A 25,986-nucleotide genomic window follows, 5' to 3' on the forward strand; every position below is an offset into this window, starting at 1 on the left:
GAGGAACAGGTCGATCGTGAGCAATCCCCCACAACGGGCCGAGCCGCAGGACTCAGGGGCTTCGACGAGCGAGTCGCCCGCCGGTGACCCGAAGGGGCAGCCTTCCCCCGTCGGCAGACTCGCCGCGACCGTGGAGCGCCTGCGCCGCGAGGTGCGGGCGGCCCAGGCGGAAGCGGACGGGCGTGCCGTGATCGAGCTGGCCAAGGGCATCCTCGTCGAGCGGCTCGGGTGCGGGCCGTCCCAGGCGGCACGGCAACTCGCCGAGCTGGCCGAGCAAGCGGGCGTGACCCTCCTCGAATTCGCCGTCGAGGTCATCAACCAGGCCGCGCGTGACCGGCTCTCCGAAGTGACGACCGCCTTCCTCGCGACGACGGCGCGCCGCGGCGACACCCCTGACCCGCCGGGGAGCGACTCCTTCGCCGTACGACTGCGGACCGCCGAGAGCGGGGCTCTGGCCGCCCACGACGCCCAGGCCGTGGCCGACTCCCTGCTCGAACACGCGCTGACGCCGCTCGGCGCGGAGGCCGTGGCCATCTGGGCGCTGGGCGCCGACGGATCCCTCACCCTGGCGGGCAGCGCCGGCTTCTCGGCCGCCGAGGCGGCACGCTGGCGGTATGTGCCGCCGGGCGTGGCGACCGTGGCCCGTCACGGGCTCGGCGAGCGAACGGGTCAGTGGATCGCCAGCCTGTCCGAGACCGGCCTGCCCTCCATCGGCCGGCACCACCACCCGGGCGGTGGCCGGGCCGCCGTACCCGCGGGCACCGGCGGCCGGATCCACGGAGTGCTGGAAATCGTCTGGCCCACGCCGCTGGAACCCCAGTCCCCGCAGATCGTCCGTCAGGTCGAGGCCCTGGCCGAGCTGTGCGCACACACGCTGGAGACCTACCCGCCCCATCACGCCGATGGCAATACACGGCCCGGGGTCCTGCCGGACGTCGCCGAACTGATGGACCTGGCCGACGGCCTGCACGACCCCGCGCTGGTCCTCGTCCCCCATCTGGACGCCGACGGGGAACTGATCGACTTCCGCGTCCACCACGTCAACAGCCGCTTCCTCGACCCCGCCGGGCGGCCACGCGGTGTCGTCAACGGTGCCCTGCTGCTGGAGGCGTACCCCATGGCCGCCGGCGAGGGCGAGCTGTTCGAGCAGATCGAACGCGTCTACGCCACGGGTGAGCCGTTCCGGGCCCGCCGTATGCGGCTCACGGCCCTGGTGGACGATGTCCCGCTGGCGGCGGTCGCCGACCTCAACATCAGCCGGCACGGCGGCAGTGTCCTGCTGATCTGGCGCATAGAGGACGAGACGGCACGGCTGGCGAGCCTGCTGCAGCACGCCCAGCGCCTCGGCCGCATCGGCGGTTTCGAGGAGAACCTCCTTACCGGCGAGATCACCTGGAACGGCCAGCTCTACAGCCTCTACGGCAAGTCCGCCGCCAGCGGCCCGGTCCCGCTGGAGGAGCTGGCCGCGCACGCCCACCCCGACGACGCCGTCGCCATCGGCAGGTTCCTGCGCACACTGCTGCACCACCGCCGCCCCGCGTCCGCGGACTTCCGGCTCCAGCGGCCCGACGGCGTGACCCGGCACATCCGCGTGGTGGCCGAGCCGGTCCTCGACTCCGACGGCCGGCTGCTCGTCGTACGGGGCGCCTACCAGGACATCTCCGCCCACCACTGGACGGAGGTCGCCCTCGCCGCCACCCGCGACCAGCTCGCCCACACCGAGCAGCAGGCGAGCGAACGCGACCGGCTCACGCTCCAGCTCCAGCACGCGATCATGCCCCCGGCGCAGGCCCCGCTGGAGGCCCCGGGACTGCGCGTGGCCGTTCGCTACCGGCCCGCGGAGACCCAGAACCTGGTGGGCGGCGACTGGTACGACGCGGTCGTGCTGCCGTCCAAGCTGGTGCTGCTGTGTGTGGGAGACGTCGCCGGCCACGGCATCGAGGCGGCCACCAGCATGGTCGTCCTGCGCAACGCGCTGCGCGGCCTCGCCGTGACGGGCGCCGGACCGGCCCAACTGCTGTCCTGGCTCAACATGGTGGCCCACCATCTGACCGGCGCCGTCACCGCCACGGCGGTCTGCGGCCTGTACGACCCCGGCCACCGCACCCTGCGCTGGGCCAGGGCGGGCCACCTCCCGCCCGTCCTGGTACGCGGCGGCGAAGCGACGCCGCTGCCCTTGGTCAAGGGCCTGCTGCTCGGTGCCCTGCCCGAGGCGGCGTACGAGGAACACGAGGTCCAACTGGCCCTCGACGACACCTTGCTGATGTACACCGACGGCCTGATCGAACGCCGTGACCGGTCCGTCGAGGAATCGCTGGCCCAGCTGCTGACGGCCGCGCGCACGGTCCCGTCCACGCTGGACCAGCAGTTGGACCGTCTGCTCACCCACAGCAAGTCCGACACGGACGACGACACCTGCGTCGTGGGCGTCCGAGTCGTCTAGGTCCCCACCGCACACGGCGATGAAGATCCCGATCTTGGGCAGACGGGGGAGTGATCTTCCCACCGTCCCATGAGGGGGGCTTGTCGTGACCGCACCCGCGCGTCGTCCGTCGCCGAACCGTCGGCAACGGTTCGACCTTCGCTCAACCACCCTGTTCTTCGTCCTTCTCGCCGTGGTCGTGAGCGTCCTGAGCCTCACGGCCCGCATCATGGCCGGCGCCGTCGAGCGGCGTCCGGCCTGGGTGTTCGTGCTGGCCGTCGTGGCCGTCGCGAGCTTCGTGGGCCTGCGGCGCCGCCGGCTGCGCGTGGCGAGAGCGGCACGCCATGCCGCGGCGGCGCTGGACGAGGCGGCGAGGAGGGCGGCCGACGAACTGGAGGCTCCCGCGGCCTCCCCTCAGCGCCCGGCCGCCGAGGCCGCCGTGGATCACGACGCCCTGACGCCCGCGGAGTTCGAGGAGACGATCGCCGCCCTCTGCGAACGCGACGGCTGCTCCGCCGTCGACGTCGTCGGAGGAGCCGGTGACCTGGGCGCCGATGTCGTGGCCGCGACCCCTGACGGGCGCCGGATCGTCATCCAGTGCAAGCACTACGGCGACTCCCACCGGGTCGGCTCGCAGGACCTTCAGCGCTTCGGCGGCACGTGCTTCACCGTCCACGAAGCCGATGTCGCCGTGCTGGTCACCACGAGCGACTTCACCACGCCGGCGGTGGAGTACGCCGACCGGTGCGGGATCGTGTGCGTGGACCGGGAGACCCTCCGGGCATGGGCGGACGGCACGGGCCCCAGGCCCTGGGACGAGGTCAGCGGCTGAGGTAGAAGCGGATGGTGGTGCCGTCCTCGGCGGTGTGGAGACGTACGAGGTCGGCGATGTAGTGGACGAGCATCAAGCCGCGCCCGCCCAACTGGTCGCGCGTCGGTGGCCGACGGCCGGCCAGCGGATCGGTCAGCCGGCCGCGGTCGTGGACCTCGCAGACGATCTGCTCGCCCTCGGCCCAGATCCGCAGCGTCCCCGATCCACCGCCGTGCACCACGCTGTTGGTGGTCAGCTCCGCGACCGCCAGCGTCAGATCCTGCAGCCGTTCACCGGCGAGGCCCAGCTGCTGGGCTTCCCGGACCGCGAAGGAGCGGGCCTGCGGCAGTGCCTCCGCGTCGAACGACAGGGACAGCGCTCCCGGCGGTGAGGTGAGCGGCTGGTTGTAGCGAGCGACGATCCGCTCGGGATCGTAGGCGTCGCTGGGCAGTTCGACACCGGCGTCGATGACGACGGGATGGGTGGCGAAGGCGTCCGAGAGGACCTCCGACTCCAGGGCGTCCGCGTCGTACGGGCACAGGATCGTCACCTCACGGCCCTGGAAGGCCGCGTTGATGAGGGCCTCGTGCTGGACGCACGCCGGATACTCCACGGCCGAACGGCCGGCCCAGATGGGTTCGCCGATGATCCTCACCCGACCGGCCGGGTGAGCGTCGGCGAAGGCGCGCAGGACACCGGGGATGATCCGCCCCGGGTTGCGGCCCGCCTGGGTCATGTCGAGGAACGTGACCTCGGCGGCGCTCGCCCCCATCCCCTTCTTGATCAGTTCCAGGTTGGGGCCGGGAACGGCGACCGCGACGGCCTCTCCGGCGGCCAGACCCTCCACCAGGAACGGCACCGTGCCGGCCGTGTACTGCTCCTCGCCCCGGTAGAACAGCGCGGGATGCACAAAGGGTTCACTGTTGGTGGCCGTACTCATCGCCCCGCCACCTCAATCATCGAAAGACCAGGCCAGAACAGGTCCAGGATGCGCTCCAGCTCGGGCGGAGGACGATCCACGACGATGCGGCCGTTACGCAGTCCCTGCGCGGTGACCGCCAGCGCCGCCGTGCCGCCCACATCGATGTGCATCAGACCGGACAACTCCACGAAGGAGACGTCGCGGTGGGCGCTCGCCAGATCCTCCAGGGCCTGTTCCCAGGACGAACGGCTGATCACGTTGATCTCTCCAGCGACACGAATCCCAGGGCGCCCGGACAACGGGCGGATCTCCAGCACGGCGCCACCACGCGATGGCGCCGGGACCGCCCTGTCCACGCCGTGGGAGCCATCCACATTCTCTCCCCTGCCTCAGATGCCGCTGAACGGCGCTCCGACCATCTCCACGCTCACCGTACCGACAAACGACGAGCCACGGACACGTCATCGTATAGCCATCCGCGAGACGAGTCCGCGCGCGTGGGTGAAGCGGCGCTCAGCGGTCGCCCGGCCGGTGGGCGCCGGCCGGGCGGAAGCACGCCGACACGGTCTTGCCGTGCCGTTGACACTTCATCTCCAACTCGTCGGCGAGCATCCGCACGATGCCCACCCCGCGACCGGAGGTCTCACCCGCCCGCGGGTGACGCTGGCGTGGCAGCGTCGGGTCCTCGTCATGGACGCTCACATGAAGGCAGTCGCCGTCCCAGGTGAGGATCAGATGCGCGTCGCTGCGCGCATGGACATGTGCGTTGGTGAGCAGTTCGGACACCGCCAGGACGACGGCGTCCACCGTCTCGGGTTCGTCGGCGGTCCATGGAAGGGACTCCAACTGCCTTCGTGTCCACCGCCGGCCGGCGTGCACGCCTCCTGACACGGGAAACGAATGTGCCCAGCCCATCGCCTTGATCGTCACCGACTTCCCCGTCCTGTCGTCCGAATCGACCTCGTACACACCCTGTGCCCGCTATCTGCGTTCGCAGACGTGCCGTCCACCGACTAACTCGTGCGTGGACGCCCCGAGCGGTCCCGAGTGGTCCCGGGCGGTCGGACGGCCGGGTGGCCGGGCGGCTGAAAAGCTACGGCGTGAGCCTCCACTCCTGGGAGCCGTCCGTGAGAGCGTTCTGGAGGGTGAGCGGTGCACCGTCGAAGGCGCCGGTCAGGTACAGGTTCTCGTTCTTGACGGACCGTAGTCTGAAAAGGCCGTCGCCCGTCCTGACGAGGTTCCAGCTGCCGGTGGCGCTGTCGTCGACCCACTGGCCGATCCGCTGACCGACCGTCGCGTTGCCGGTCCAGATCGCCGCCGCGCGGCCGCCCGACTTGTTGAGCAGTGTCACACCGCCCTCGGGCCGGTTCACGACGTGCCAGTACTGGGTGTCCTGGTTCGCCGCCGATCCGGGGTCCTCCAGGACGACGTCGGGGACGTCGCCGTTGCCGAGGTTCGCGTCGATGGTGTTGTTCCCGGTGCCGATCACCTGGCCCGTCTTCCGGTTCGTCAACCGGTGGTAGGCGCCCTTCGACCGGCCGAGGTCGACCTCGGCGTACGCGAGCGTCGAGGTGCCCTGGTTCCGGAGGATCGCGATGCGGCCCGTGCCCTCGACGTACTGCAGGTTGCGGCTGTAACCGGGGCCCAGAGGCGTCTGGTACTCCTTCCACACGCCGTCGCCGCGCCCGCTCTCGCTGACCCAGACGCTGCCGCTGCCGGCGGCGTTGTAGACCAGACGCCCGTCGGGGAGCCCGATGACGACCGGGCTGCCGCCCGCCGCGAGCGGACGGGAGCCGGCGACGACCGGCAGCGCGTCGACGCCCATGCCGGTGGGGGACCCGCGGAAGAACTTCAGCGGGTCGTCCGCGATCCGGTACCGGGTGTTGGCTCCGCCGCCCCAGTACTCGAAGGTGAGCAGCCATCTGCCGTCCGTCGTGCGGACGACGTTCGTCATGCCGGGACGGCCGCCGCCGATCTCCGTCTTGCCGCCGCCCATGTCCTGGGTCGATCCGGCGATGTCGACGACAGGGGCGCTCCATCGGTCGCCGCTTCCGTCCCAGGTCTTGTGGACGAGGATCTGGCCGTGCGAGTCCTTGGCGGTGTCGTTCGCCGGATCGAGGATCGGGACGCCGGTGGCCGGATCGAAGCCGAGGTAGTCGTTCTCGTCGGAGTAGTAGCAGACGAGCTTGCCCTTGTGGACCATCAGGTACGGCTCCCAGAGGGGGTCCACCTGCCGGTACTTGTTGGCGTCGGCGATGTTCTGTCCGACCGCGCCCGCGCTGCCGCCCTGCCAGCCGCCGGTCGCCACGACGTTGAGGACCTTCCACGTCACGCCGTCGTCGGTGCTGGAGTACAGGGCGATCGCCATGTCACCGCGGTCCCCGTCGTTGCTCGGTGTCCAGTCGGGGTCGGCCGCCTTGCGTTCCTTGTAGTACTCGTCGTCGCCCGACACGACACTCGCCAGGAGCAGCGTCCCCGCCTTCAACCTGCCGACGCGCTGCGGCAGCACGTACAGGTACGGGTTCGTCCAGTTGCTCGTGTACTTCGCGTACCGGGGGTCGTCGGAGAGGTACGCCGGGGCCTCGACCTCGGACAGCGGCTGCCATGTCGTGCCGTGGTCGTCGCTCTTGTGGACCGGGAGGGTCTGCCGGTCGGCGCTTCCCGTCGCCCGCACGACGGTGGACCTCTCGAACGACGCGACCAGACGCCCGCTCGGCAGCTCCGCCGACTTCGGGTAGATCGCGCAGTTGCCCCGCCCCTTCAGACAGGGCTCGCTCCCGAGCTGGTACAGGATCCCGCCGGTCGGGTTGTAGGCCTGGGCACTGGCCATGGGGATGACGAGCATCGCCGATGCCCCGACGACGCTACCCAGTGCCTGTCCGAGTCTTCTTCTGCGCATGGCGCCTCCTTCAGGGGATGGTTCGGGAATGGACCGCGGCCTCAGGCCTCGAAGACGCCGGCGGAGACGAGCACGCGCACGTCCCACGGGCCGAGGTCCAGCGACGCCCCCGCCGCGAGGGACGTGCCGTTCAGGACGTCGGTCAGGTCCACCGGCGTGTGCGTGCTCGCGGGCTCCCAGCTCCAGTTGTGGACGATGTGGACCCGGCGTCCGTCGGGTGCGGTGCCGGTCGTCGCGGTGACCGATGCCGGGAGGTCCCGCCATGTGTGGCGCGCGGACGGCGTCAGCCACTCGGCCAGCGCCCTGGCGAGGTCACGACCCGGCACGGTGCCGACGCAGGTGACACGGCCCTCGCCGTGGCGGCGGGTGGTGACGGCTGGCCAGCGCCCGAAGTGGGGGTGGTCGTATGTGACGAGCACGTCGGCGTCGGTGACGGTCAGCCCGTCCGCCCAGCGGGTCGCCGTCGCGCCGTCGGCGAGGCCGAGTGGCGCGCCGGGCGCCGGGCGCACGGGCACCTCGCGTACGAGGTTGCTGAACTCGTCGTAGGTGACGCCCGCGGCGTCCGTGAGCCGGCCGGGGGCCGCCTCGAGGCGGGCGCGGGCCTCGTGGTCGGCGTAGGCGGTGCGCGGTCCCAGGACCAGGTGGCCGCCGGCGTGGGCGTAGGCCGCGAGCCAGTCGAGCGTCGAGTCGGCCGCGATGTACAGGGCGGGGACGACGAGGACCGGATGGCGCAGGACGGCCTCCCGCGGCGACAGACCCTCCCGCTCGCCGCGCGGGTCGTGGAGTTGGCGGCTGTGGACGATCCGCACCTGGCGGCCCGCCTCGAAGGCGCCCCGGTAGAAGGGGTCGAAGATCCGGTGGTAGGCGGCCGGGTCGGGCTCGCCGTCCGGCTTGCCGAGCGGCGGGTACTTCTGCATGAGCCACTTGCTCGGCGTCGAGTACACCATGGTGATGTCGGCGTCCGGTTCGAGCCCGGCGACGAGTGGCCCCGCGGCCTCGAACTCCGCTCCCAGCGCGGCCAGTTCGGTGTACGTCCGGCCCGGGCGGCCGGTGTGGGGGAGGACACCGCCCCAGTAGGTCTCCGCGCCGAAGTGCAGGGTGTGCCAGTGCCAGTACTCGATCATCCGGGCACCCCGGCCGACGAGCGCCCAGGCGGCCTGCCGCCACTGGCCGTCGTAGCCGGGGCGGTTGTCCCAGGCCATGCCGATCGAGCCGGCGTTGGTCTCGGTGACCAGGAACGGTTCCTGACGGGAGGAGAACATCCAGTCGGCGGTCTGGTACAGCGCCCACACGCCGGTGGTCTTCCACTTCTGCTCGTGGCCGTCGGGCGTGGGGTCGGGCAGGAGCAGGCCGTCCTGCATGTCGTAGTAGGGGTTGCCGGAGGCGATGTCGAGGCGGTCGGTGAGTTCGTCGTCCTCGACCGCCTGCCGGGTGTACGAGATGCAGGTGGTGACGAACTGCTCGGGCCGGGCGTACTCGCGGACGATGTCGGCCTGCCAGCCGATGAACTCGGTGACCTGGCGGGCCTGGAACTCCCGCCAGGCGACGTCGTACTGCGGCTGCTCGTTGCCGTCCGGTGTCCACAGGTCGGACCACGTCGACAGCCGGTGGGACCAGTAGACCAGGCCCCACTCGCGGTTGAGGGTCTCCACGTCGCCGTACTTGTCGCGCAGGTGGTCCACGAAGCGCTGGAAGACCCCGTGGTTGTGGAAGAGGTGCAGGCCGGGCTCGTTGTCGACCTGGAAGCCGATCACGGCCGGATGGCCGGCGTAGCGGGCGACGACCTTCCGGATGACCCGCTCGGCGTGGAACCGGAAGCCGGGATGGGTGAAGTCGACCTCCTGGCGGGCGCCCCAGCCGATGCGCTCGCCGGAGTGCCGCTCACCGGTGATCTCCGGGTACTGGCGGGCCAGCCACGGCGGTACGGCGTACGTCGGGGTGCCGAGGACGACGGAGATGCCGCGCTCGTGGGCGCCGTCCAGGACGGGCTGGAGCCAGTCGAGGTCGAAGCGGCCGTTCTCCGGCTCCCAGGTCGACCAGACCGACTCGCCGACCCGGATGACGGAGAAGTGCGCGTCGGCCATCAGGTCCAGGTCGGTCTTGAGGCGTTCGTCGGACTGTTCGGTGCCGTGGGGCGGCCGGTACTCGTGGTAGTACGCGGCACCGAACAGGACGCGGGCAGGCAGAGCCGCCATGAAGGGAAACCTCCGAGGAGCGGGAGTGGGGGAGTGAGGGAGGGGAGAGCGGGGGGATAGATGCTCACTGCTTGACGCCGCCGACGGCCAACCCGCTCTGCCAGTAGCGCTGGAGCATCAGGAAGGCCACGACGAGCGGGACGATCGAGATCAGCGAGCCGGTCACGACCAGCGCGAGCATGTCGCTGCTGGCGCCCGCGCCGCCGTTCTGGGCCTGGTCGGCCCATCTGGCGAGCCCGACCGTGATCGGGTACAGATCGGGGTCGTTGAGCATGATCAGTGGCAGGAAGTAGTTGTTCCAGGTCGCCACCAGGGTGAACAGCAGCACGGTCACCAGACCGGGGCCCAGCAGCCGCAGCACGATCCCGAAGAAGATCCGGGCCTCACCGGCACCGTCGATCCGCGCCGCCTCCAGGATGCTGTCCGGGACGGCGTCCTCGGCGTAGACGCGCATCAGATAGAGACCGAACGGGTTGACCAGGGACGGCAGGATCACCGCCCAGGGGGTGTTGACCAGTTCCGCCTTGGCGAAGAGCAGATACGTGGGGATCGCCAGTGCGGTGGTCGGCACCATCACCGCGCCGAGGACCAGACTGAAGGCGGCCCGGTCGCCGCGGAAGCGGAACTTGGCGAACCCGTACCCGCCGGCCGCCGCCAGCAGCGCGGCGCCGACCGCGCTGACGACCGAGTACACCACCGTGTTCAGCAGCCAGCTCAGGAAGACGCCGTTGTCCTGGGTGAGGGTCGCCTTGATGTTGGCCAGCGGCTGCGGGGTGTCCGAGAACCACAGTCCGAAGGTGTTGAACAGGTCCCGGGTGTCCTTCGTCGAGGCGATGAGCAGCCAGAACAGGGGGAGGAGGAAGTAGGCCAGGGCGGCCAGCATGGCGATGGTCAGGGGAGTGCTGCGGCGGCCGGCCGTCGACCGCCGCCCGGGGGTGACGACCGGCTCGGCCACGGTCACGACCTCCGCTGTCGGGGTGGTCGTCGTCAAGGGGTCCTCCTGCGGTTCGCGGTCAGCAGCACGGCGTAGGAGGCGACGACGATGACGAGTCCGAGGAGGAAGGAGACCGTGGCCGCGTAGTTGACCTGCTGACCGGTGAAGGCGAGGGAGTAGGCGTAGAGGTTGGCGGTGTAGGAGCTGGTGATGACGTCGGGGGCGACCTTCATCAGCAGGTTCGGCTCGTTGAACAGCTGGAAGCTGCCGATCACCGAGAACAGCAGGGTGAGCAGCAACGCGGGCCGCAGCGCCGGGAGTTTGATCGACCAGGCGATCCGCCAGGCGCCCGCGCCGTCCATCGCGGCGGCCTCGTACAGCTCCTGGGGGACTGTCCGTAGGGCCGCGTACAGGATGATCATGTTGTAGCCGACGAACTCCCAGGTCACGATGTTCGCCAGGCTGCCGAGCATCCAGCTCTCGCTCAGGAAGTCCGGGACGGCCAGGTCCAGGTTCCGGCCGAGCTGGGCGAACGGGCCGAAGTCCGGGCCGTACAGATAGCCCCACATCAGCGTCGCGACCACGCTCGGCACGGCGTAGGGGACGAAGATGCCGAGCCGGATCACCTTGGCGAGCCGCAGCAGACCACTGTCGAGCGCCAGCGCGAACAGCAGCGCCAGCAGCAGCATCACCGGCACCTGGATCAGGAAGAACAGTGCGACACGTCCGACGCCGTGGAGGAACTGGGTGTCGCCGAAGGCCTGGACGTAGTTGTCGAGGCCGACGAAGACCGTGCCGCCGATCAGGCGTTCCTGGAAGAGGCTGAGGTAGGCCGCGTAGCCGAGCGGGGCGAGGAACAGCAGCACGAACAGCACCATGAACGGCGCGACGAACAAGGGGCCCTTCGACACGTGGCGGCGCCTGCCGGCGCGGGGCGGACCGGCCCCGCGCCGCTTCTCGGCCAGGACCGCGGTGGTGGAGGCCATCTCAGCTCCCCTTGACCGTGAAGCCCTGGTTCTTCGCGTACGTCGTCAGCCGCGACTGCCAGGTGCCGAGCGCGCCCACCGTGTCGCCCTTGTCGGCGAGGGACTTGCCGACGGTCTCCGTCCAGTCGGTGGCCGCCTGGTCGAGGAACGGCGGCCACTGGAAGGAGGCGTCGACCGTGGACGAGATGTCGGCGAACAGTTCGTTGACCTTCTGGCCGCCGTAGAAGGAGGGGGCGTCCGAGAGGAACTCCGGGTCGGCGAGCAGGGCCTTGGTCGCCGGGAAGAAGAACTGCTCGGTGGCGAACATCTTCGTCGTCGCCGGGTCGGTGTTGAGGAACTGGGCGAACTGGGCCGCCGCTATGGGGTTCTTGGTCGAGCGGATCACGGCGGTGGTCGAGCCGCCCCAGTTGCCCGAGCTCGGCTTGCTCGCGTCCCACTGGGGCAGTGGGGCCGCCCGCCACTGGCCGGCGGTGTCCTTGGCGGAGCCGGAGAGGAACGCCGGGCCCCAGGCGGCGGTGAGCCACGTGGCGTACTTGCCCTTGTTCAGGGCCGCGTACCAGCCGTCGGTGAAGTCCGGCTCGACAGCGATCACTCCCTCCTTGGCGAGGGCACCCCAGTACTCGCCGAGCTTCTTCGACACCGCGTCGTCGACGCTGATGGCGATGTCGCTCTTGCCGGACGTGGCGTACGGCTTGGCGCCCGCCTGCCACAGCAGCCCGTGCCAGGCGGCGGGCTGGTTCGCGGCGAGGTTGGTCAGATACACGTCCGGGTCGGCCCTGTGCAGCTTGCGGGCCGCCTCGGCGAACTCGTCCCACGTCCCCGGGACCTCGATGCCGTGCTCGTCGAAGATGTCCTTGCGGTACAGCATGCCCATCGGACCGGTGTCCTGCGGGATCGCCCAGACCTCGCCCTCGCTGCCGCTGACCTGCCCCCACGTCCAGTCGACGAACGTGTCCTTGATCTCGAAGGCGCCGTACGGGCGCAGGTCCAGCAGACTGTCGGTGATCGTGAAGGTCGGGATGGCCTGGTACTCCATCTGCACCATGTCCGGGGCGCCCTCGCCCGCCTTGAGCGCCGTCCGCAGCTTCGTGTACTGCGGGGTGCCCTGGCCGGCGTTGACGATCTTGATCTTGATCGCCGGGTACTTCTTCTCGAAGAGCGCGACCTCCTTGGCGATGTTCGGGACCCACGTCCAGAACGTCAGCTCGGTCGGCGTCTTCATCGCCTTGTCGATGTCGGCCTGGCCGACCGGCTCGGCGGAGCCCGGCGAACCGCCGGAGTCACCGCCGCCGCACGCGGTGAGGGCCGCGCCCAGCGACAGGGCTCCCGTGGCGGTGAGGAACAGTCGGCGGCTCATGGGGGAGGGGCCGGACGCGGACATGGAGGTGGATCGGGGCATGGTGAACTCCCGGCGGAGACGAGGAAGACGGCACGCCTGACTGGGCGTGGCGAGGCATGGCGGAGGAAGACCTGGGCAGGGCCCAGGCCGGAACAGGGGAGCGGCGGCAGGGGTGGGATGCGGGTGAGGGCCCGTCGCGCTCAGAGTGATGCGGTGAGGGTCAGGCGGTACGCCGCCCGCGAGCCGGGGTCGTCCGGCTCGGAGGTGGCGCGGTCGAGGCACGCACGATCAGGTCGACCGGCGGATCGCTCGACGGCAGCTGCTCTGCGTCGGGGTTCTCGATGGCATGGACGAGCCGCTTGAGGCCTTCCTGTGCCACGGCGTCGAAGGGCTGGCGCACCGTGGTCAGCGGAGGAGTCACATACGCGGCGACCGGAATGTCGTCGAACCCGACGACGCTCACGTCCTGCGGGACGCGCCGCCCGGCTTCCGCCAGCGCACGGATCAGACCGATGGCCATGTCGTCGTTGGCGGCGAACACCGCGGTGACATCGCCGTCCCGGGCCAGTTCGCGCCCCGCCGTGTACCCGGACGCGGCCGACCAGTCGCCCTCGACGGGCCGAGGTACTTCTCGCTCATGGGCGGTCAGGGCCGCCCGCCATCCCTCCAGTCGGTCCCGGGCGGCGAACCACCGCTGCGGACCGGCCAGATGGTGAACCGTCCGGTGACCCAGTGCCAGCAGGTGTTCGGTGGCGGCGCGGGTCAGCTGCTCGGCGCCGTCCCCCGCCGTCAGCACCGTCGGCGCCGTGACGGGGGGCGGCGGTGCGCCGAGCGCGATGACCGGCACGTCGAGCCGGAGGGAGTCGCCGCCACCCGAAGCCTGTTCGTCGATCGGTTCGGAGATGACGATGCCGTCCACGCCCTGGTCGAGGAGCGAGTCGATGGCACCGGCGAGACCTGCCGGGTCGCCCTCCATGGTGTTGACCACGCGGAGCGCGTATCCCGAGTCGCGGACCACGCGCTCCACGCCGATGAGGAGTGAGGCGGGTCCGTACAGGGCCGTTCCCAGCGTGACCACGCCGATCGAGCGGGTCCGTCCGGAGGCCAGTGCCCGGGCGGCGTTGTTGCGCCGGTAACCGAGCTGCTCGGCGGCTTCGAGAACTCGTCGGCGGACGTCGGCGGAGACGTACGGCTCGTCGTTGAAGACCCTGGAGACGGTCTTCTGCGAGACGCCGGCCAGCCGGGCGACATCCATGCTGCTCGGTGCCGACGGGCCACTTCCCCGTCCCGTTCCGCCTCGCGTCATGGTGTCTCCCGGTGACCGCACTGTCGAACCCGATGATGCCAGACGCGACCGCATGACAGCGCAGTCATGTCTGCGCTGTCATGTCTACGCAGTCATACGAGTCGCGTCAAGAGCTCCGACAAGCCCGGTCCCGGAGGTGACCTGCTCGTCGCCTCCGAGGACGAGCTGCCGCTGGTCCTGGAACGGCCTGACGCGACGAACCCGAGGCCGTGGGCGCCATCCTGGCCGCGGGCGCCGGCGAGGTGGTCGTCAGGCGCGGTGCGCGCGGCGCGACCTCCTTCACCGTGCACGGGAGGACCGGCTGTGCCGCTCGACCGACCGTGCCGCTCGACCGGCCGTGCCGCTCGACCTGGTCGGCGCGGGCGACGCCTTCGTGGCCGGATACCTGTCCGGACCGCTCGACGGCGCCGACGTCCCCGCCCGTCTGCACCGAGCCGTCACGGCTGTCCGCTGACCCGGGCGCTCGCTCGTCAGCGACCACGACAGGCGGGCGCGTAGGTAACGATTCCTGCCAGAACCTCGCCGCTCATGGCCGGACCATTGACAGGGCCTGTCCGAGGACTGAGGATCGCGCCTGCAAACACTTGATTGAAACGATTCATATCGGTTCGTCCGTGGGAAAGGACTCCCTGGATGCAGCACATGTCCCGCCGCTCCGTCCTGAGCTCCGCCATCGCCGTGGCTCTCGCTCCCACTCTCGGTTCCCTGGTCCTTCCCGGTCTCGCGCCGACGGCGTCCGCCGCGGTGTCCTGGACCGCGAAGTGGATCTGGGCGCCGTCCAGTACCGCGAACCAGTGGGTGGCTTTCCGCAGATCGTTCACCCTCGCTTCGGCGCCGTCGAAGGCCGTCACGCAGATCGCGGCCGATTCCAAGTACTGGCTGTGGGTGAACGGCACCCTCGTGGTCTTCGAGGGCGGGCTCAAGCGGGGCCCCAACCGCACGGACACCTACTACGACGAGATCGACCTCGCTGCGTACCTGAAGAGCGGGAGCAACACGGTCGCGCTGCTGGTGTGGTACTTCGGCAAGCAGGGCTTCTCGCACAACAGCAGCGGCAGGGGCGGGCTGCTCTTCCAGTCGGACATCGAGGTCGGCTCGACGACGAGCCGGCTGGTCAGCGACACCGGCTGGAAGCACACCGTCCACCCGGGCTACTCGAACAACACCAGCGGAACGCAGGTCAACTTCCGGCTGCCCGAATCGAACGTCCACTACGACGCCCGTGCCGCCGCCGTCGTGTCGGGCTGGCGGTCGCCCGGTTTCGACGACAGCGGCTGGGCGGCGCCGACCGATTTCGGTGCCGCGGGCTCCGCGCCCTGGAACGGCATCGTCGAGCGGCCGATCCCGCAGTTCCGCTACTCCGGTCTGAAGTCCTATGCCAACGCGTCCTCCCTGCCCTCCACGGGCCAGGGCCCCACCCCGATCTGGGCCACCCTGCCGTCCAACCTTCAGGTGACCCCGTTCCTGAAGGTGGACGCCCCGGCCGGTGCGGTGATCGGCGTCCAGACCGACCACTACGACGACGGCGCGGGCCTGGTGGGCATCGAGCCCGGGACGCAGTACAACATGCGCGCCACCTACATCTGCTCCGGCGGGGTGCAGGAGTTCGAGTCGCTGGCGTGGATGAGCGGTACGGCCGTGCGGTACACGATCCCGGCCGGGGTGACGATCCTGGAGCTGAAGTACCGCGAGTCCGGCTACGACACCGACTTCGCCGGGTCCTTCAGCAGCAGCGACGCCTTCCTGGACACTCTGTGGACCAAGGCCGCCCGCACGATGTACGTCAACATGCGGGACAACTACATGGACTGCCCCACCCGTGAGCGGGCCCAGTGGTGGGGCGATGTGGTCAACCAGCTCAAGGAGGGCTTCTACACCTTCGACACCAAGTCCCACGCGCTCGGCGAGAAGGCCATCGCCCAGTTGGCCTCCTGGCAGGAGTCCGGCGGGGTGCTGTACTCCCCGATCCCCACCACCATCTGGACCAACGAACTGCCCGTCCAGATGCTGGCCTCGGTGTGGTCGTTCTGGACGTACTACCTCTACACCGGCAACGCCGACGCCGTCACCGTCGCCTACCCGGCGGTGAAGAGGTACCTGAACCTGTGGACCCTGGACGGCGACGGCCTCGTCAACCACCGGGCGGGGGACTGGGACTGGGAGGACTGGGGCACCAACATCGACGCCCGCGTCCTGGACAACTGCTGGTACTACCTGGCCCTGGACACCGCCGCCAGGCTCGCCGACCTCAGCGGCAACAGCGGTGACGTGGCCGGCTGGCAGAGCCGGCGCGACAGCATCAAGGCCAACTTCGACCGCGTCCTGTGGAACTCCTCGCGGGGCGAGTACCGCTCGCCCGGCTACACCCGCGACACCGACGACCGCGCCAACGGCCTCGCCGTCGTCGCCGGTCTGGCCCCCGCCTCGCGCCACAAGGCCATCACCGAGGTGCTGCGCAATCACCTCAACGCCAGCCCGTACATGGAGTTCTACGTCCTGGAGGCGCTGTACCTGATGGGCGCGGCCACCGTCGCCGAGGAGCGGATGCGCAACCGCTTCGCCGCCCAGGTCGCCGACCCCGCCTGCCACACCCTGTGGGAGCTGTGGACCAAGGCCGACGGCACCGACAACCACGCCTGGAACGGCGGCCCCCTGTACGCCCTGTCCGCCTACGCCGCCGGTGTCCGCCCCACCAAGCCCGGCTGGGAGACGTACGAGGTCGTCCCGCAGACCGGCACCCTCACGAAGATCAACACCGTGACGTCCACCGTCGAGGGCGACATCCGCTTCGGCATCGTGCGGGACGGCACCCAGGTCACCCTGACCCTCACCTCGCCGGGCGGCACGACCGCGCGCGTGGGTGTCCCGACGTACGCAGGATCGTCCCCGGTCATCAAGGCGGGCGCCACCACCGTCTTCACCGGCGGTTCCTCCACGGGGAGCGTCAACGGGCTGAGTTACGACGGCAAGGACGCGTCGTACGTCTACTTCGTCGTCCAGCCGGGAACGTGGACGTTCACGGCGACCGGCGTGGGCCGGCTCGACAACCTCGCCCTGGGCCGACCGGTCACCAGCAACAACAGCCTGGAGAACGCCAACTGGGGCAGGGACCGGCTCACCGACGGCAAACTGACGAGCGTCAGCGGAGCACGGGGGTACACCAGCAACGAGTTCGCCTCCGCCGATGTCGCCGCGAACCCGGTGTGGGTGGAGATCGACCTCGGCGCCGACACCGACCTCGACGCCGTACGCCTCTTCCCCCGCACCGACACCACGGCCGCGGGCGGCGGTACGGCGGGCTTCCCGGTCGACTTCACGATCCAGACCCGGCCCGACGGCTCCAGCACCTACACGACCGTCCGCACCGTCACCGGGCAGGCGAACCCCAACGGCCTGGTGCAGACGTACGGCTTCAGGACCACCACCGCCCGCTACGTGCGACTGCAGGCCACGCGGCTCGGCGCCCCCGCCTCGGACGAGACCACCAAGTACCGCCTCCAGCTCGCCGAACTCACCGTCCCCACCGCCGCGACCACCGTCACCAGCAACTACACCCTGGAGAACGGGGACTGGGGCAAGACCCGCATCCTGGACGGCACCCTCACCAGCGCGACCGGTGCCAAGGGCTTCACCAGCATCGACTTCCCCTCCGCCGACGTCGGCGGAACACCCGTCTGGATCGAGGTCGATCTCGGCGCCGACCGGGCGATCGGGCAGGTCACCCTGCATCCGCGCACGGACATCGGTGGCTCGGGTGGCGGTACGGCGGGGCTCCCGGTCGACTTCACCTTCCAGACCCGGCCCGAGGGATCGAGCACCTACACCACGGCCCGGACCGTCACGGGGCAGTCCAACCCGGACGGAGCGGCTCAGACGTACACGCTCAACGCCACGGGTCGCCATCTGCGACTTACCGTCACGAAGTTGGGTAGGCCGGCCACGGACGAGACGACCAAGTACCGTCTCCAGCTCGCCGAGATACGGGTCGTGTAGCAGGTCCGCCGCCAGGGGTGCGCTCGGCGGACGACGCCCGGCACGGGTTCCGACTCGTGCCGGGCGTCGTCCGGCGGGGCACCCCCGATGCCGTACTACGGTCCCGCATGGTCCCCATACGGCAGCCAACGGATGGGTGACGTTTCCCACGACGTCGGTCGGGCGCGGTGGAAGCGCACGGCGGGACGTCGTCCGTATCGTCCCGGGCGGAGCCTCACTGGGCCGGTCGCGCCGTGGACCGGCGCGGTACGAGCGCGGGGGAGAGGGTGATCTTGGCCGACGGGCGGCCGCGATCGGTGATCCGTGCCAGCAGGAGCCGTACGGCGTTCCTGCCCATCTCCTGGCCGGCCTGGTCGACGCTGGTCAGCGAGACCGGGCCGAACGCGGCGAACGTGGTGTTGTCGTACCCGGCCACCGAGAGGTCGCCCGGAACGGACAGCCCGGCCTCGGCGACCGCTTCGAGCACGCCCATGGCGACGATGTCCGCCCCGGCGAAGACGGCCGTCGGCCGGGCGGAGGCGGGACGGGCCAGCAGCTCCCGCGCGCCCTCGCGGCCGCCCTCCTGGGTGTAGCTGGTGGAGACCACGTCGGTCCACTCCTCCAGTCCGTGCGCCCGCATGGCCTGCCGGTATCCGTCCGCGCGCCGGGCGTTGGGCATCTCCAGCAGGCGTGTCGGATCGGTGTCGTGGTGCTCGATGTGGGCGATCCGCCGGTGTCCGAGGCCGGCGAGATGGCGGACGACCGAGGCCGCGCCCTCGAAGTCGTCGTCGGTGACGGTGTCGTACGCGGGAGAGGACGTGTGGCGGCCGACGACGACCGTCGGCACGGCGGTGCCCACGTTCTCCAGATGGGCCCGCGACGAGACCGGTGCGACCAGGACGAGGCCGTCCATGCCGCGGTCGATCATCGCCTCGGTGACCCGGGCCTCCTCCTTCTCCCCGTTGCAGCCGGGCCCCAGGAACACCTGGTAGTCCGTCTCCTCCAGCGAGTCGGTGATGCCGTCGAGGATCTCGGCGAAGAACGGGTTGCGGATGTCGGGCAGCATCACACCGATCGTGTACGTCTGCCCCCGCAGGGCCCGGGCGCCCGCGTGCGGCCGGTAGCCCAACTCCTCGATCGCCCGGCGCACTTTGGCCTGCATCGCGGGGCTGGCCCCGTAGGCGTTGCGCAGCACCTTGGAGACGGACGTGACGGACACCCGGGCGTGACGCGCGACGTCGACGATGGTGACCCTGCGCTGCGGTGCTTGCGGCTCCATCCGGTCCTTGCCTCTCGGGGAATGTGGGGCCGAGTGTAGGTGGGATTCCCCAGTTCAGGGCGCGGCACCGAACAAGGGGAGGCGCCGTCCCCGTCACGCCACCGCGGTGTGTGCGCGACGTCTTGACGTCGGGCCGGACGCTCCTTAGGGTCTGGCCACACTCTTTGGGAAACGTTACCCAAAGCCCTCTGGCTCCCGCCCGGGCCGGATCGCAGCTTTCGAGCCGAACCCCCAGGACGAAGAGATCGGCGGCGCCCCAGCGGGGCGTAGTCGGAGTACGCCCAGCAGATGGTCTGAATCGTTTCAGAAGAGGAGGTTCGGTGCCCGTCACCCCGCACGAGCAACTTCCGGACGTCGACCGGCCCCCGGGCCCGGAACCGGCCCCACGGGTGCGGAGCGCCCGGACCACCCCGCCGTGGTGGTTCGCCCTGCCCGCGATGCTGCTCTTCGCCTTCGTCGTCCTGGTGCCGAGCGTCCGCGGCGTGTACTACGCCTTCACCGACTGGGACGGACTCGACCCCGATTTCTCCTTCGTCGGCCTGGACAACTTCACCGCCATGCTCGACGACCCGGACGCGAAGCAGGCGGTCTGGCACACGCTGCTGATCGCGGTGGCGATCACGGTCATCCAGAACGGGTTGGGGCTGCTGCTGGCCCTGGGAGTCAACTCCGCCATCAGGTCCCGCAACATCCTGCGGGTGTTCCTGTTCGCGCCGGCCGTGATCACCCCGATCGTCACCGCCTACCTCTGGCGGAACCTGCTCGGCCCGGACGGCGCCGTGAACAGTCTGTTCGGCGCGGTGGGGCTGGACGGATGGCGGCAGGACTGGCTCGGCGACCCGGAGCTGGCCCTGTGGTCGGTGGTCGGGGTGACCGTGTGGCAGTACGCGGGCTACTCCATGGTCATCTTCCTGGCCGGACTGCAGTCGGTGCCCAAGGAGGTCCACGAGGCCGCGTCCATCGACGGGGCCGGTCCCGTACGACGTTTCTGGTCGGTGACCAGGCCCCTGCTGGCTCCGGCCCTCACCATCAACCTGATGCTGTCGATCATCGGCGGGATCAAGCTCTTCGACCAGGTCTACGCGTTGACCGGCGGCGGCCCGGGACACGCCACCGACACCATCTCGACACACATCTACAAGGACGCCTTCACCCTCGGCGAGTTCGGCTACAGCATCGCGCTCGCTGTCGTCCTCACGATCATCGTGGCGGTCGTCTCGGCCGGTCAGTACGGCCTATCTGCGCACCATGCAGCGTCACCTGGTCGAGGGCCAGTCCCGGGCCGGCGACGACATCGGCAACGTGGCGCTCAAGGCTCCGGTGTACGACTGGGGGTACACCGGCCGGTTCGGCGACGAGATCAACTGGGGCAACGGCATCGTCCTCGTGCCGCGGCTGCTGTACGAGACGTACGGCGACACACAGACGATGAGCCTCCACTACCCGCGGATGCGGGCCTTCCTGGACTACATCAGGACCCGGAAGGCCGGTACCGGAGCGGACGCCTACCTCGTGGACGTGGCCCTCGCCGACTGGATCGCCAGTGAGAACACCTCGGGCCGCATCACCGGGACGTGGGGCTACCACCAGATCGCCGACCGCATGGCCCGGATGGCCACGCTGCTCGGACGCGACGCCGACGCCGCCGAGTACCGCGGCCTCGCGGCCAACATCAAGGACGCGTTCAACGACGCCTTCTACAACGCGGCACTCGGCCGGTACACCGCCCAGGGCGACCGGGGTGCCACCGGAGCGACACAGGCCGCGCAGGCGCTCGCGCTGGACGAGGGGCTGGTACCGGAGGGCGAACGCGGGAGGGGTCCTGGACGCGCTCGTGGAACTGGTCCACGCACACCGGCCGTTCGGGGGCGGGCCGCACCTCGGCGGCGGCACCATCGGTCTCTCGCCGATCGTCCGTGCCCTGCACGAAGGCGGCCGCGACGACGTCCTGTGGGACGTCCTCCAGGAGGACACCCGCCCGAGCTACGGCCACTTCATGGCCCCCACCACCGCCAACCCGGGCGGTCTGACGACCGTTCCCGAGCAGTGGGACATGGGCAACTCCAAGAACCACATGATCCTGCTGCAGATCGAGGAGTGGTTCCACAGCGGCGTGATCGGCATCCGCCAGGCGCGCGGCAAGGCGGGCTACCGGGAACTCGTGATCGACCCCCGCCCGGTGGGCGACCTCACCCATGCCGAGGGCGGCTATCGCACCCCGTACGGCGTGGTGTCCGTGCGGTGGACCCGCGCAAACGGAAGATTCCGCCTCGACGTCGAGGTCCCGCCGAACACCACGGTGGAGATCCGCATGCCCACCGGCGACCGCGCCCCCCAGGTCGTCGGCTCCGGACGGCACACGTTCACCACCCGCGATCCACTGACCGATGCCCCCGAAACCGAGAGGAACAAGGCGTGAGCCACGAAGGGCGCAAGGCTGAGGATGCCGACCGCGACGGCGGTGAACGGACTCCTTCGCACGGACACGGACCGCTGTTAGGCCGTCGAACCGTTCTCGCAGCGACAGCCGGAGCCATGTCTACAGGAGCCAGTGCCATGACGAGTGGAACAAGCGCGGCGGCGGAAGCGTCCCCCCGCCCGCACGGCGGCCCCGTACGGGGGCTGACCGTGGAACACCGCACCGATCCCCTCGGTGTGGACGCCGACCACCCCCGCTTCGGATGGCGCACATGGTCCGAGACCCGAGGCTGGCGACAGGGGGCGTACCAGATCCTCGTCGCCGGCTCCCCGGACAGGCTGAGCGCCGCCCGTGCCGACGTCTGGAACAGCGGGCGCGTGCCCTCCTTGGACTCGGTGGCCGTCCGATACGCGGGCGAACCGCTGCGCGCCTCGACGCGTTACCACTGGACCGTCAGCGTCTGGGACGCCGAGGGCCGTCCGGTCGGCACCTCGGCCCCCGCCTCCTTCGAGACCGGCCTGATGAGCACCGACGGTGTGACGGGATGGGACGGCGCGCAGTGGATCGGGATGAAGGGGAAGACCCCCGGATCGGGCGGCGCGCCCATGCTGAGGAAGGTGGAGCCCCTCAGGACCGGCAGCCGTCGACGGGTGCGCGAGGCACGGTTGTACATCTCGGCCCTCGGTGTGTACGAGGCCTACGTCAACGGGCACCGGGTGACCGTGCCGCAGGACGGCGACCGCACGATCGAACTGCTGCCGCCGGGCTGGACGAACTACGACGCCCGCGTCAACTACCTGACCTACGACGTCACCGACCTGGTCCCGCACCGACCGCAGGTCACGCTCGGCGTCGTCCTGGGCAACGGCTGGTACAACGGCCGTGTCTCCGACGGCAGCACCTACTACGCGAAGGGCGGCAACGCCCTCGCCGTCAAGGCGAAGCTCCTGATCACCTACTCGGACGGGACGACACAGGCGGTCGTCACCAGGACGGACGGTGGCTGGAAGGCCACCGACACCGGCCCCTACCGGGCCGACGACATCTACGACGGCCAGACGTACGACGCCCGCGAGGAGCTGACGGGCTGGTCCGCGCACGGATTCGACGACTCGGCGTGGTCGGACGTCGAACGCGTCGCCTTCGAGGACAGGTACCCGGACGTGCGACTGCTCGCCTACCCGGGGGAGACCGCGCGCTTCATGGACCGTTGGGACCTGCGGCCTCGGTCCGTCACCGTCGTCACCGGCGTGACCGGGCAGGACGACAGCCCCAACGGCAGAGGGCGCGTCGTCGTGGACCCCGCCCGCACGGTGACCGACCCCGCGCGGGCGGCCACCGCCCCGGTCACGATCGGCAGGGGCGAGACCGCCGTCTTCGACCTCGGCCAGAACATGGTCGGGGTGGCCCGCTACGGCCTGCGCGGTCCGGCGGGAGCCCGGGTCGAGTTCAGGTTCGCCGAGATCCTCAACGACGACAGTGCCGGCGCCGACGGTCCTGTTGGTTCCGTGTACCGGGCCAACCTCCGCAGCGCCAAGGCCACCAGCACGTACATCCTGAAGGGTGACCGGCAGGGGGAGACCCATCAGGACTCGCTGACCTTCTACGGTTTCCGGTACGTGTCCGTCACGGCGTCGGAGACCGTCACCGTCACCCGGCTCACGGGCAAGGTCGCCACCTCCGCCGCCGGCGAGATCGGCACCGTCACGACGAACGATCCGGACGTCAACAAGCTGGTGAGCAACGTGCGTTGGGGGCAGCGCGGCAACTACCTCTGGGTGCCGACCGACTGCCCGCAGCGCGACGAGCGCCTCGGCTGGACCGGCGACACCCAGGTCTTCGCCACCACCGGCCTCTACAACGTGGACGCCGGTGTCTTCCTCAGCCACTTCCAGGACACCGTCGTCGACTCCCAGGCCATCTACGGGGCGGACAAGGCGCAGTACACCGGGGTCGCCCCCGGCGGCCGCTACAACTTCCCCGGCGGCGGCAGCGGTTGGGCTGACTGCGGTGTCGTCCTGCCCTGGACCGTGTGGCAGATGACCGGCGACACGACCGTCGTCGAGCGCAACTGGCCGTCGATGACGCGCTATCTGGACTGGATCCGGGAGTAGACCGGCGACACCTACGCCGGACAGGGCTCCCTCACCGGTGACTGGCTCGCACCGCAGAAGACCAGCGCCCAGCTGATGAGCGACGTCTACTACGGCTACTCCGCCCGGTTGATGGCGCACATGGCACGCGCGACAGGCCAGGCGGCGGACGCCGACGAGTACGAGCGGCTCTTCGGGCGCGTCAGGCAGGCGTTCATCAGCAAGTACCTCAGCACCGAGGGCGGGCGAGTCACCCTCAGGTCCAGCCTGGGCGAGGCCTCCCCGATCGAACCCGGCTCCGACCCCGACCAGAAGACGGAGGACAACACCCAGAGCGCGCTGCTGTGGGTCCTCAAGCTCGGCTTCTACGAGACGCAGGCCCAGCGCCGCGCCCTGGTCGGCCATCTGGCGGACAACATCGCGAACGACGCGGCCTACAAGGAGGCGCACCCGGACAGCATCCGGGTCGGACACGCCGAGAACACCCTGTCCGTGGGCTTCCTCGGCGTCAACGTCCTCGCCCCCGTCCTCACCGACGAGGGCCGCGCGGACCTGGCGTACAAGCTGCTGCACCAGGACGCCCTGCCGTCCTGGCTGTTCTCGGTGAAGAACGGTGCCACCACGGTCTGGGAGCGCTGGAACTCCTACTCCGAGGACGAGGGGTTCGGGCCCGTGGGCATGAACTCCTTCAACCACTACGCCTACGGCGCGATCATGGAATGGATGTACGCCTACATGGCCGGCATCGCCCGTGACCCCGAGAGCCCCGGATTCAAGCGCTTCCTCCTGCGGCCCCACCTCGACCCCACGGGGAGGATCACGCGGGTGCGGGGCGTCCACGAGTCGCCGTACGGAGAGATCCGCAGCGAGTGGGAGATCGCGGACAAGGGCCGGACCCTCGTGTACGAGGCGGTCGTGCCGGCGAACAGCGAGGCAGCCCTCCGCCTGCCCGCCGCCTCCGCCGACGCGGTTCGCGAGGGACGCACGCCGCTGGCCCGCGTGGACGGCGTACGCTTCCTCGGCCACGCGGACGGGGTGTCCTCGTACCGCTTGCCGTCCGGCCGGTACGGCCTGACCGTCGACCTGCGCTGACGTCGAAGCGCGGGGAGGGGCGGGGTCGGGGCGGGTCGGGGGAATTTTGTCACCGCTCTTGACGCACGCCTCTCGGTCGACATGAATGTGACCGCGCGGTCACATGGTCGACCTCGCTCTACGCGGGCCTGTGTACGCCGGGAGTATCGATGACACGAGGGGTGGCGCGCGGTGCGGCCGCAGCCGTACCGCGCAGCGCGGATGTGGCCCAGCGGGCCGGTGTCTCGCGCAAGACGGTGTCGCGCGTCCTCAACAACGAGCCGTACGTCTCCGAAGACGTCCGTCGACGCGTCCTCGAAGCCGCGGAGGAACTCGGTTACCGACTGAACCACGCGGCCCGTGCGCTGGCCTCCGGCCGGAACCGGTCCATCGGCGTCGTGGCCCTGGGAACGGCCGGATACGGCACCGCCTCGCTCCTCGTGGGCATCGAGAGGGCCGTACGGGACGCCGGTTACGCGCTGCGCATGGTCAACACGGCGGACGGGGAGCCGGAGGGCATCGCGGGAGCCGTGACCTCGCTCCTCGAACAGGGTGTGGACGGCATCGTCGTCTCCGAACCCATCGTGGAGGGGCACGTCGACGTCAGGGTCGACGTACCGCTCCTCTTCCTGGGGGCACCACCGGCCTTCACCTCGGCCCGGACCCTGACCGTGGGTGTGGGCGCGTACGAACTGGCGAGGGCGGCCACCGACCACCTGCTCGATCTGGGCCACACGACGGTCCACCACCTCGCCGGTCCACGGCAGTGGTACGCCTCGAAGGACCGTGTCGAGGGCTGGCGGGCGGCGCTGGCGGCACGCGGAGCGTACGAACCTCCGCTGCGCGAAGGGGACTGGACACCTGCCTCCGGTTACGAGGCGGGCCGCGCGCTGGCCGTGGACAGTTCGGTGACGGCGGTGTTCGCGGCGGGCGACGAGATGGCCATCGGTCTGATCCACGCCCTGCGGGAGGCCGGCCGCCGGGTGCCGGAGGACGTCAGCGTCGTGGGCTTCGACGGCAATCCCGTCTTCGCCTACGTCACCCCTCCCCTGACCACTGTGCGTCAGCCCTTCGACGAGGCGGCACGGGAGGGGATCCGGCTCCTCGTGCACGCCATCGAGGAGCCGGAGACCGATCTGCCCCCGATGGGCGAACCGCCGGTAGAACTCGTCGTCCGCGGCTCGACCGCCCCTCCACCGCCCGGCCACGCCCGGTAAGGCACCCCCGCCCGACCACACACCCCTCCTCCACCACCGCCGGAGCCGCAGTCGTCCAGAACACACCGGGGTCGCCCAGTCCGCCACGAGCAACGGTGCTCCGGTCATCCAGTGGAACGAC

General features: G+C 70.3%; 15 protein-coding genes and 3 pseudogenes. 8 read left to right on the forward strand and 10 right to left on the reverse strand.

Annotation, left to right across the window (positions count from 1 at the left end; genetic code table 11):
• The first annotated feature begins 16 nt into the window (after positions 1–16).
• Positions 17–2,443, forward strand: coding sequence for a SpoIIE family protein phosphatase (locus tag ACWD26_RS19435; RefSeq protein WP_451271598.1), 2,427 nt, complete (start codon positions 17–19; stop codon positions 2,441–2,443).
• A gap of 85 nt (positions 2,444–2,528) precedes the next feature.
• Positions 2,529–3,254, forward strand: coding sequence for a restriction endonuclease (locus ACWD26_RS19440; RefSeq protein WP_451271600.1), 726 nt, complete (start codon positions 2,529–2,531; stop codon positions 3,252–3,254).
• Here the strand turns inward: ACWD26_RS19440 and ACWD26_RS19445 are convergent.
• The 9 genes from ACWD26_RS19445 to ACWD26_RS19485 all read right to left on the reverse strand — a co-directional run bounded on the left by ACWD26_RS19445 (position 3,244) and on the right by ACWD26_RS19485 (position 13,763).
• Positions 3,244–4,173: an anti-sigma factor RsbA family regulatory protein gene (locus ACWD26_RS19445; protein WP_451271602.1), complete on the reverse strand. Its 930-nt coding sequence runs from the start codon at positions 4,171–4,173 to the stop codon at positions 3,244–3,246. The two genes, ACWD26_RS19440 and ACWD26_RS19445, sit on opposite strands and share 11 nt — an antisense overlap.
• Positions 4,170–4,472, reverse strand: coding sequence for an STAS domain-containing protein (locus tag ACWD26_RS19450; RefSeq protein ID WP_451271604.1), 303 nt, complete (start codon positions 4,470–4,472; stop codon positions 4,170–4,172). Before ACWD26_RS19450 ends, ACWD26_RS19445 begins: the two co-directional genes overlap by 4 nt.
• A gap of 196 nt (positions 4,473–4,668) precedes the next feature.
• Positions 4,669–5,085, reverse strand: coding sequence for an ATP-binding protein (locus ACWD26_RS19455; RefSeq protein ID WP_451271606.1), 417 nt, complete (start codon positions 5,083–5,085; stop codon positions 4,669–4,671).
• A gap of 163 nt (positions 5,086–5,248) precedes the next feature.
• Entirely contained in the window at positions 5,249–7,054 is a 1,806-nt protein-coding gene (locus ACWD26_RS19460) for an RICIN domain-containing protein (RefSeq protein ID WP_451271608.1), read from the reverse strand.
• 41 nt (positions 7,055–7,095) lie between these two features.
• Entirely contained in the window at positions 7,096–9,249 is a 2,154-nt protein-coding gene (locus ACWD26_RS19465; RefSeq protein ID WP_451271610.1) for a beta-galactosidase, read from the reverse strand.
• A 64-nt stretch (positions 9,250–9,313) separates the two neighbouring features.
• Positions 9,314–10,240, reverse strand: coding sequence for a carbohydrate ABC transporter permease (locus ACWD26_RS19470; RefSeq protein WP_451271612.1), 927 nt, complete (start codon positions 10,238–10,240; stop codon positions 9,314–9,316).
• Positions 10,237–11,169 carry a carbohydrate ABC transporter permease gene (locus ACWD26_RS19475; RefSeq protein WP_451271614.1) on the reverse strand — a complete coding sequence of 311 codons (933 nt, stop codon included), beginning with the start codon at positions 11,167–11,169 and terminating at the stop codon, positions 10,237–10,239. The genes ACWD26_RS19470 and ACWD26_RS19475 overlap by 4 nt, the downstream gene beginning before the upstream one ends.
• A 1-nt stretch (position 11,170) precedes the next feature.
• Positions 11,171–12,568 (reverse strand): ABC transporter substrate-binding protein, encoded by a 1,398-nt coding sequence (locus ACWD26_RS19480; protein WP_451271616.1) that lies wholly within the window; start codon positions 12,566–12,568, stop codon positions 11,171–11,173.
• A gap of 160 nt (positions 12,569–12,728) precedes the next feature.
• Complete coding sequence (locus ACWD26_RS19485; RefSeq protein ID WP_451271881.1) at positions 12,729–13,763, reverse strand: LacI family DNA-binding transcriptional regulator; 1,035 nt, start codon at positions 13,761–13,763, stop codon at positions 12,729–12,731.
• 684 nt (positions 13,764–14,447) lie between these two features.
• On the opposite strand from ACWD26_RS19485, the gene ACWD26_RS19490 reads away from it, so the two are divergent.
• Positions 14,448–17,807 (forward strand): alpha-L-rhamnosidase-related protein, encoded by a 3,360-nt coding sequence (locus tag ACWD26_RS19490; protein WP_451271618.1) that lies wholly within the window; start codon positions 14,448–14,450, stop codon positions 17,805–17,807.
• Between the two features lie 214 nt (positions 17,808–18,021).
• On the opposite strand, the gene ACWD26_RS19495 is transcribed toward ACWD26_RS19490, so the two are convergent.
• A complete protein-coding gene (locus tag ACWD26_RS19495; protein ID WP_451271620.1) occupies positions 18,022–19,065 on the reverse strand; it encodes a LacI family DNA-binding transcriptional regulator in 1,044 nt (347 codons plus the stop codon).
• Between the two features lie 557 nt (positions 19,066–19,622).
• On the opposite strand from ACWD26_RS19495, the pseudogene ACWD26_RS19500 reads away from it, so the two are divergent.
• From ACWD26_RS19500 to ACWD26_RS19520, 5 genes and pseudogenes are all read left to right on the forward strand, one after another.
• A pseudogene (locus tag ACWD26_RS19500) lies at positions 19,623–20,282 on the forward strand (carbohydrate ABC transporter permease); the annotation flags it as partial.
• 31 nt (positions 20,283–20,313) lie between these two features.
• Positions 20,314–20,817, forward strand: a pseudogene (locus ACWD26_RS19505) (alpha-L-rhamnosidase-related protein); the annotation flags it as partial.
• A gap of 82 nt (positions 20,818–20,899) precedes the next feature.
• Positions 20,900–21,484 carry an alpha-L-rhamnosidase C-terminal domain-containing protein gene (locus tag ACWD26_RS19510; RefSeq protein WP_451271883.1) on the forward strand — a complete coding sequence of 195 codons (585 nt, stop codon included), beginning with the start codon at positions 20,900–20,902 and terminating at the stop codon, positions 21,482–21,484.
• Positions 21,485–21,621: 137 nt separating this feature from the next.
• Positions 21,622–24,669 (forward strand): annotated as a pseudogene (locus ACWD26_RS19515) (family 78 glycoside hydrolase catalytic domain).
• A 149-nt stretch (positions 24,670–24,818) separates the two neighbouring features.
• Positions 24,819–25,865, forward strand: a complete 1,047-nt coding sequence (locus tag ACWD26_RS19520) for a LacI family DNA-binding transcriptional regulator (protein WP_451271622.1) — start codon at positions 24,819–24,821, stop codon at positions 25,863–25,865.
• Positions 25,866–25,986 lie beyond the last annotated feature (121 nt).

The sequence above is a fragment of the Streptomyces sp. NPDC002787 genome (assembly GCF_053592095.1).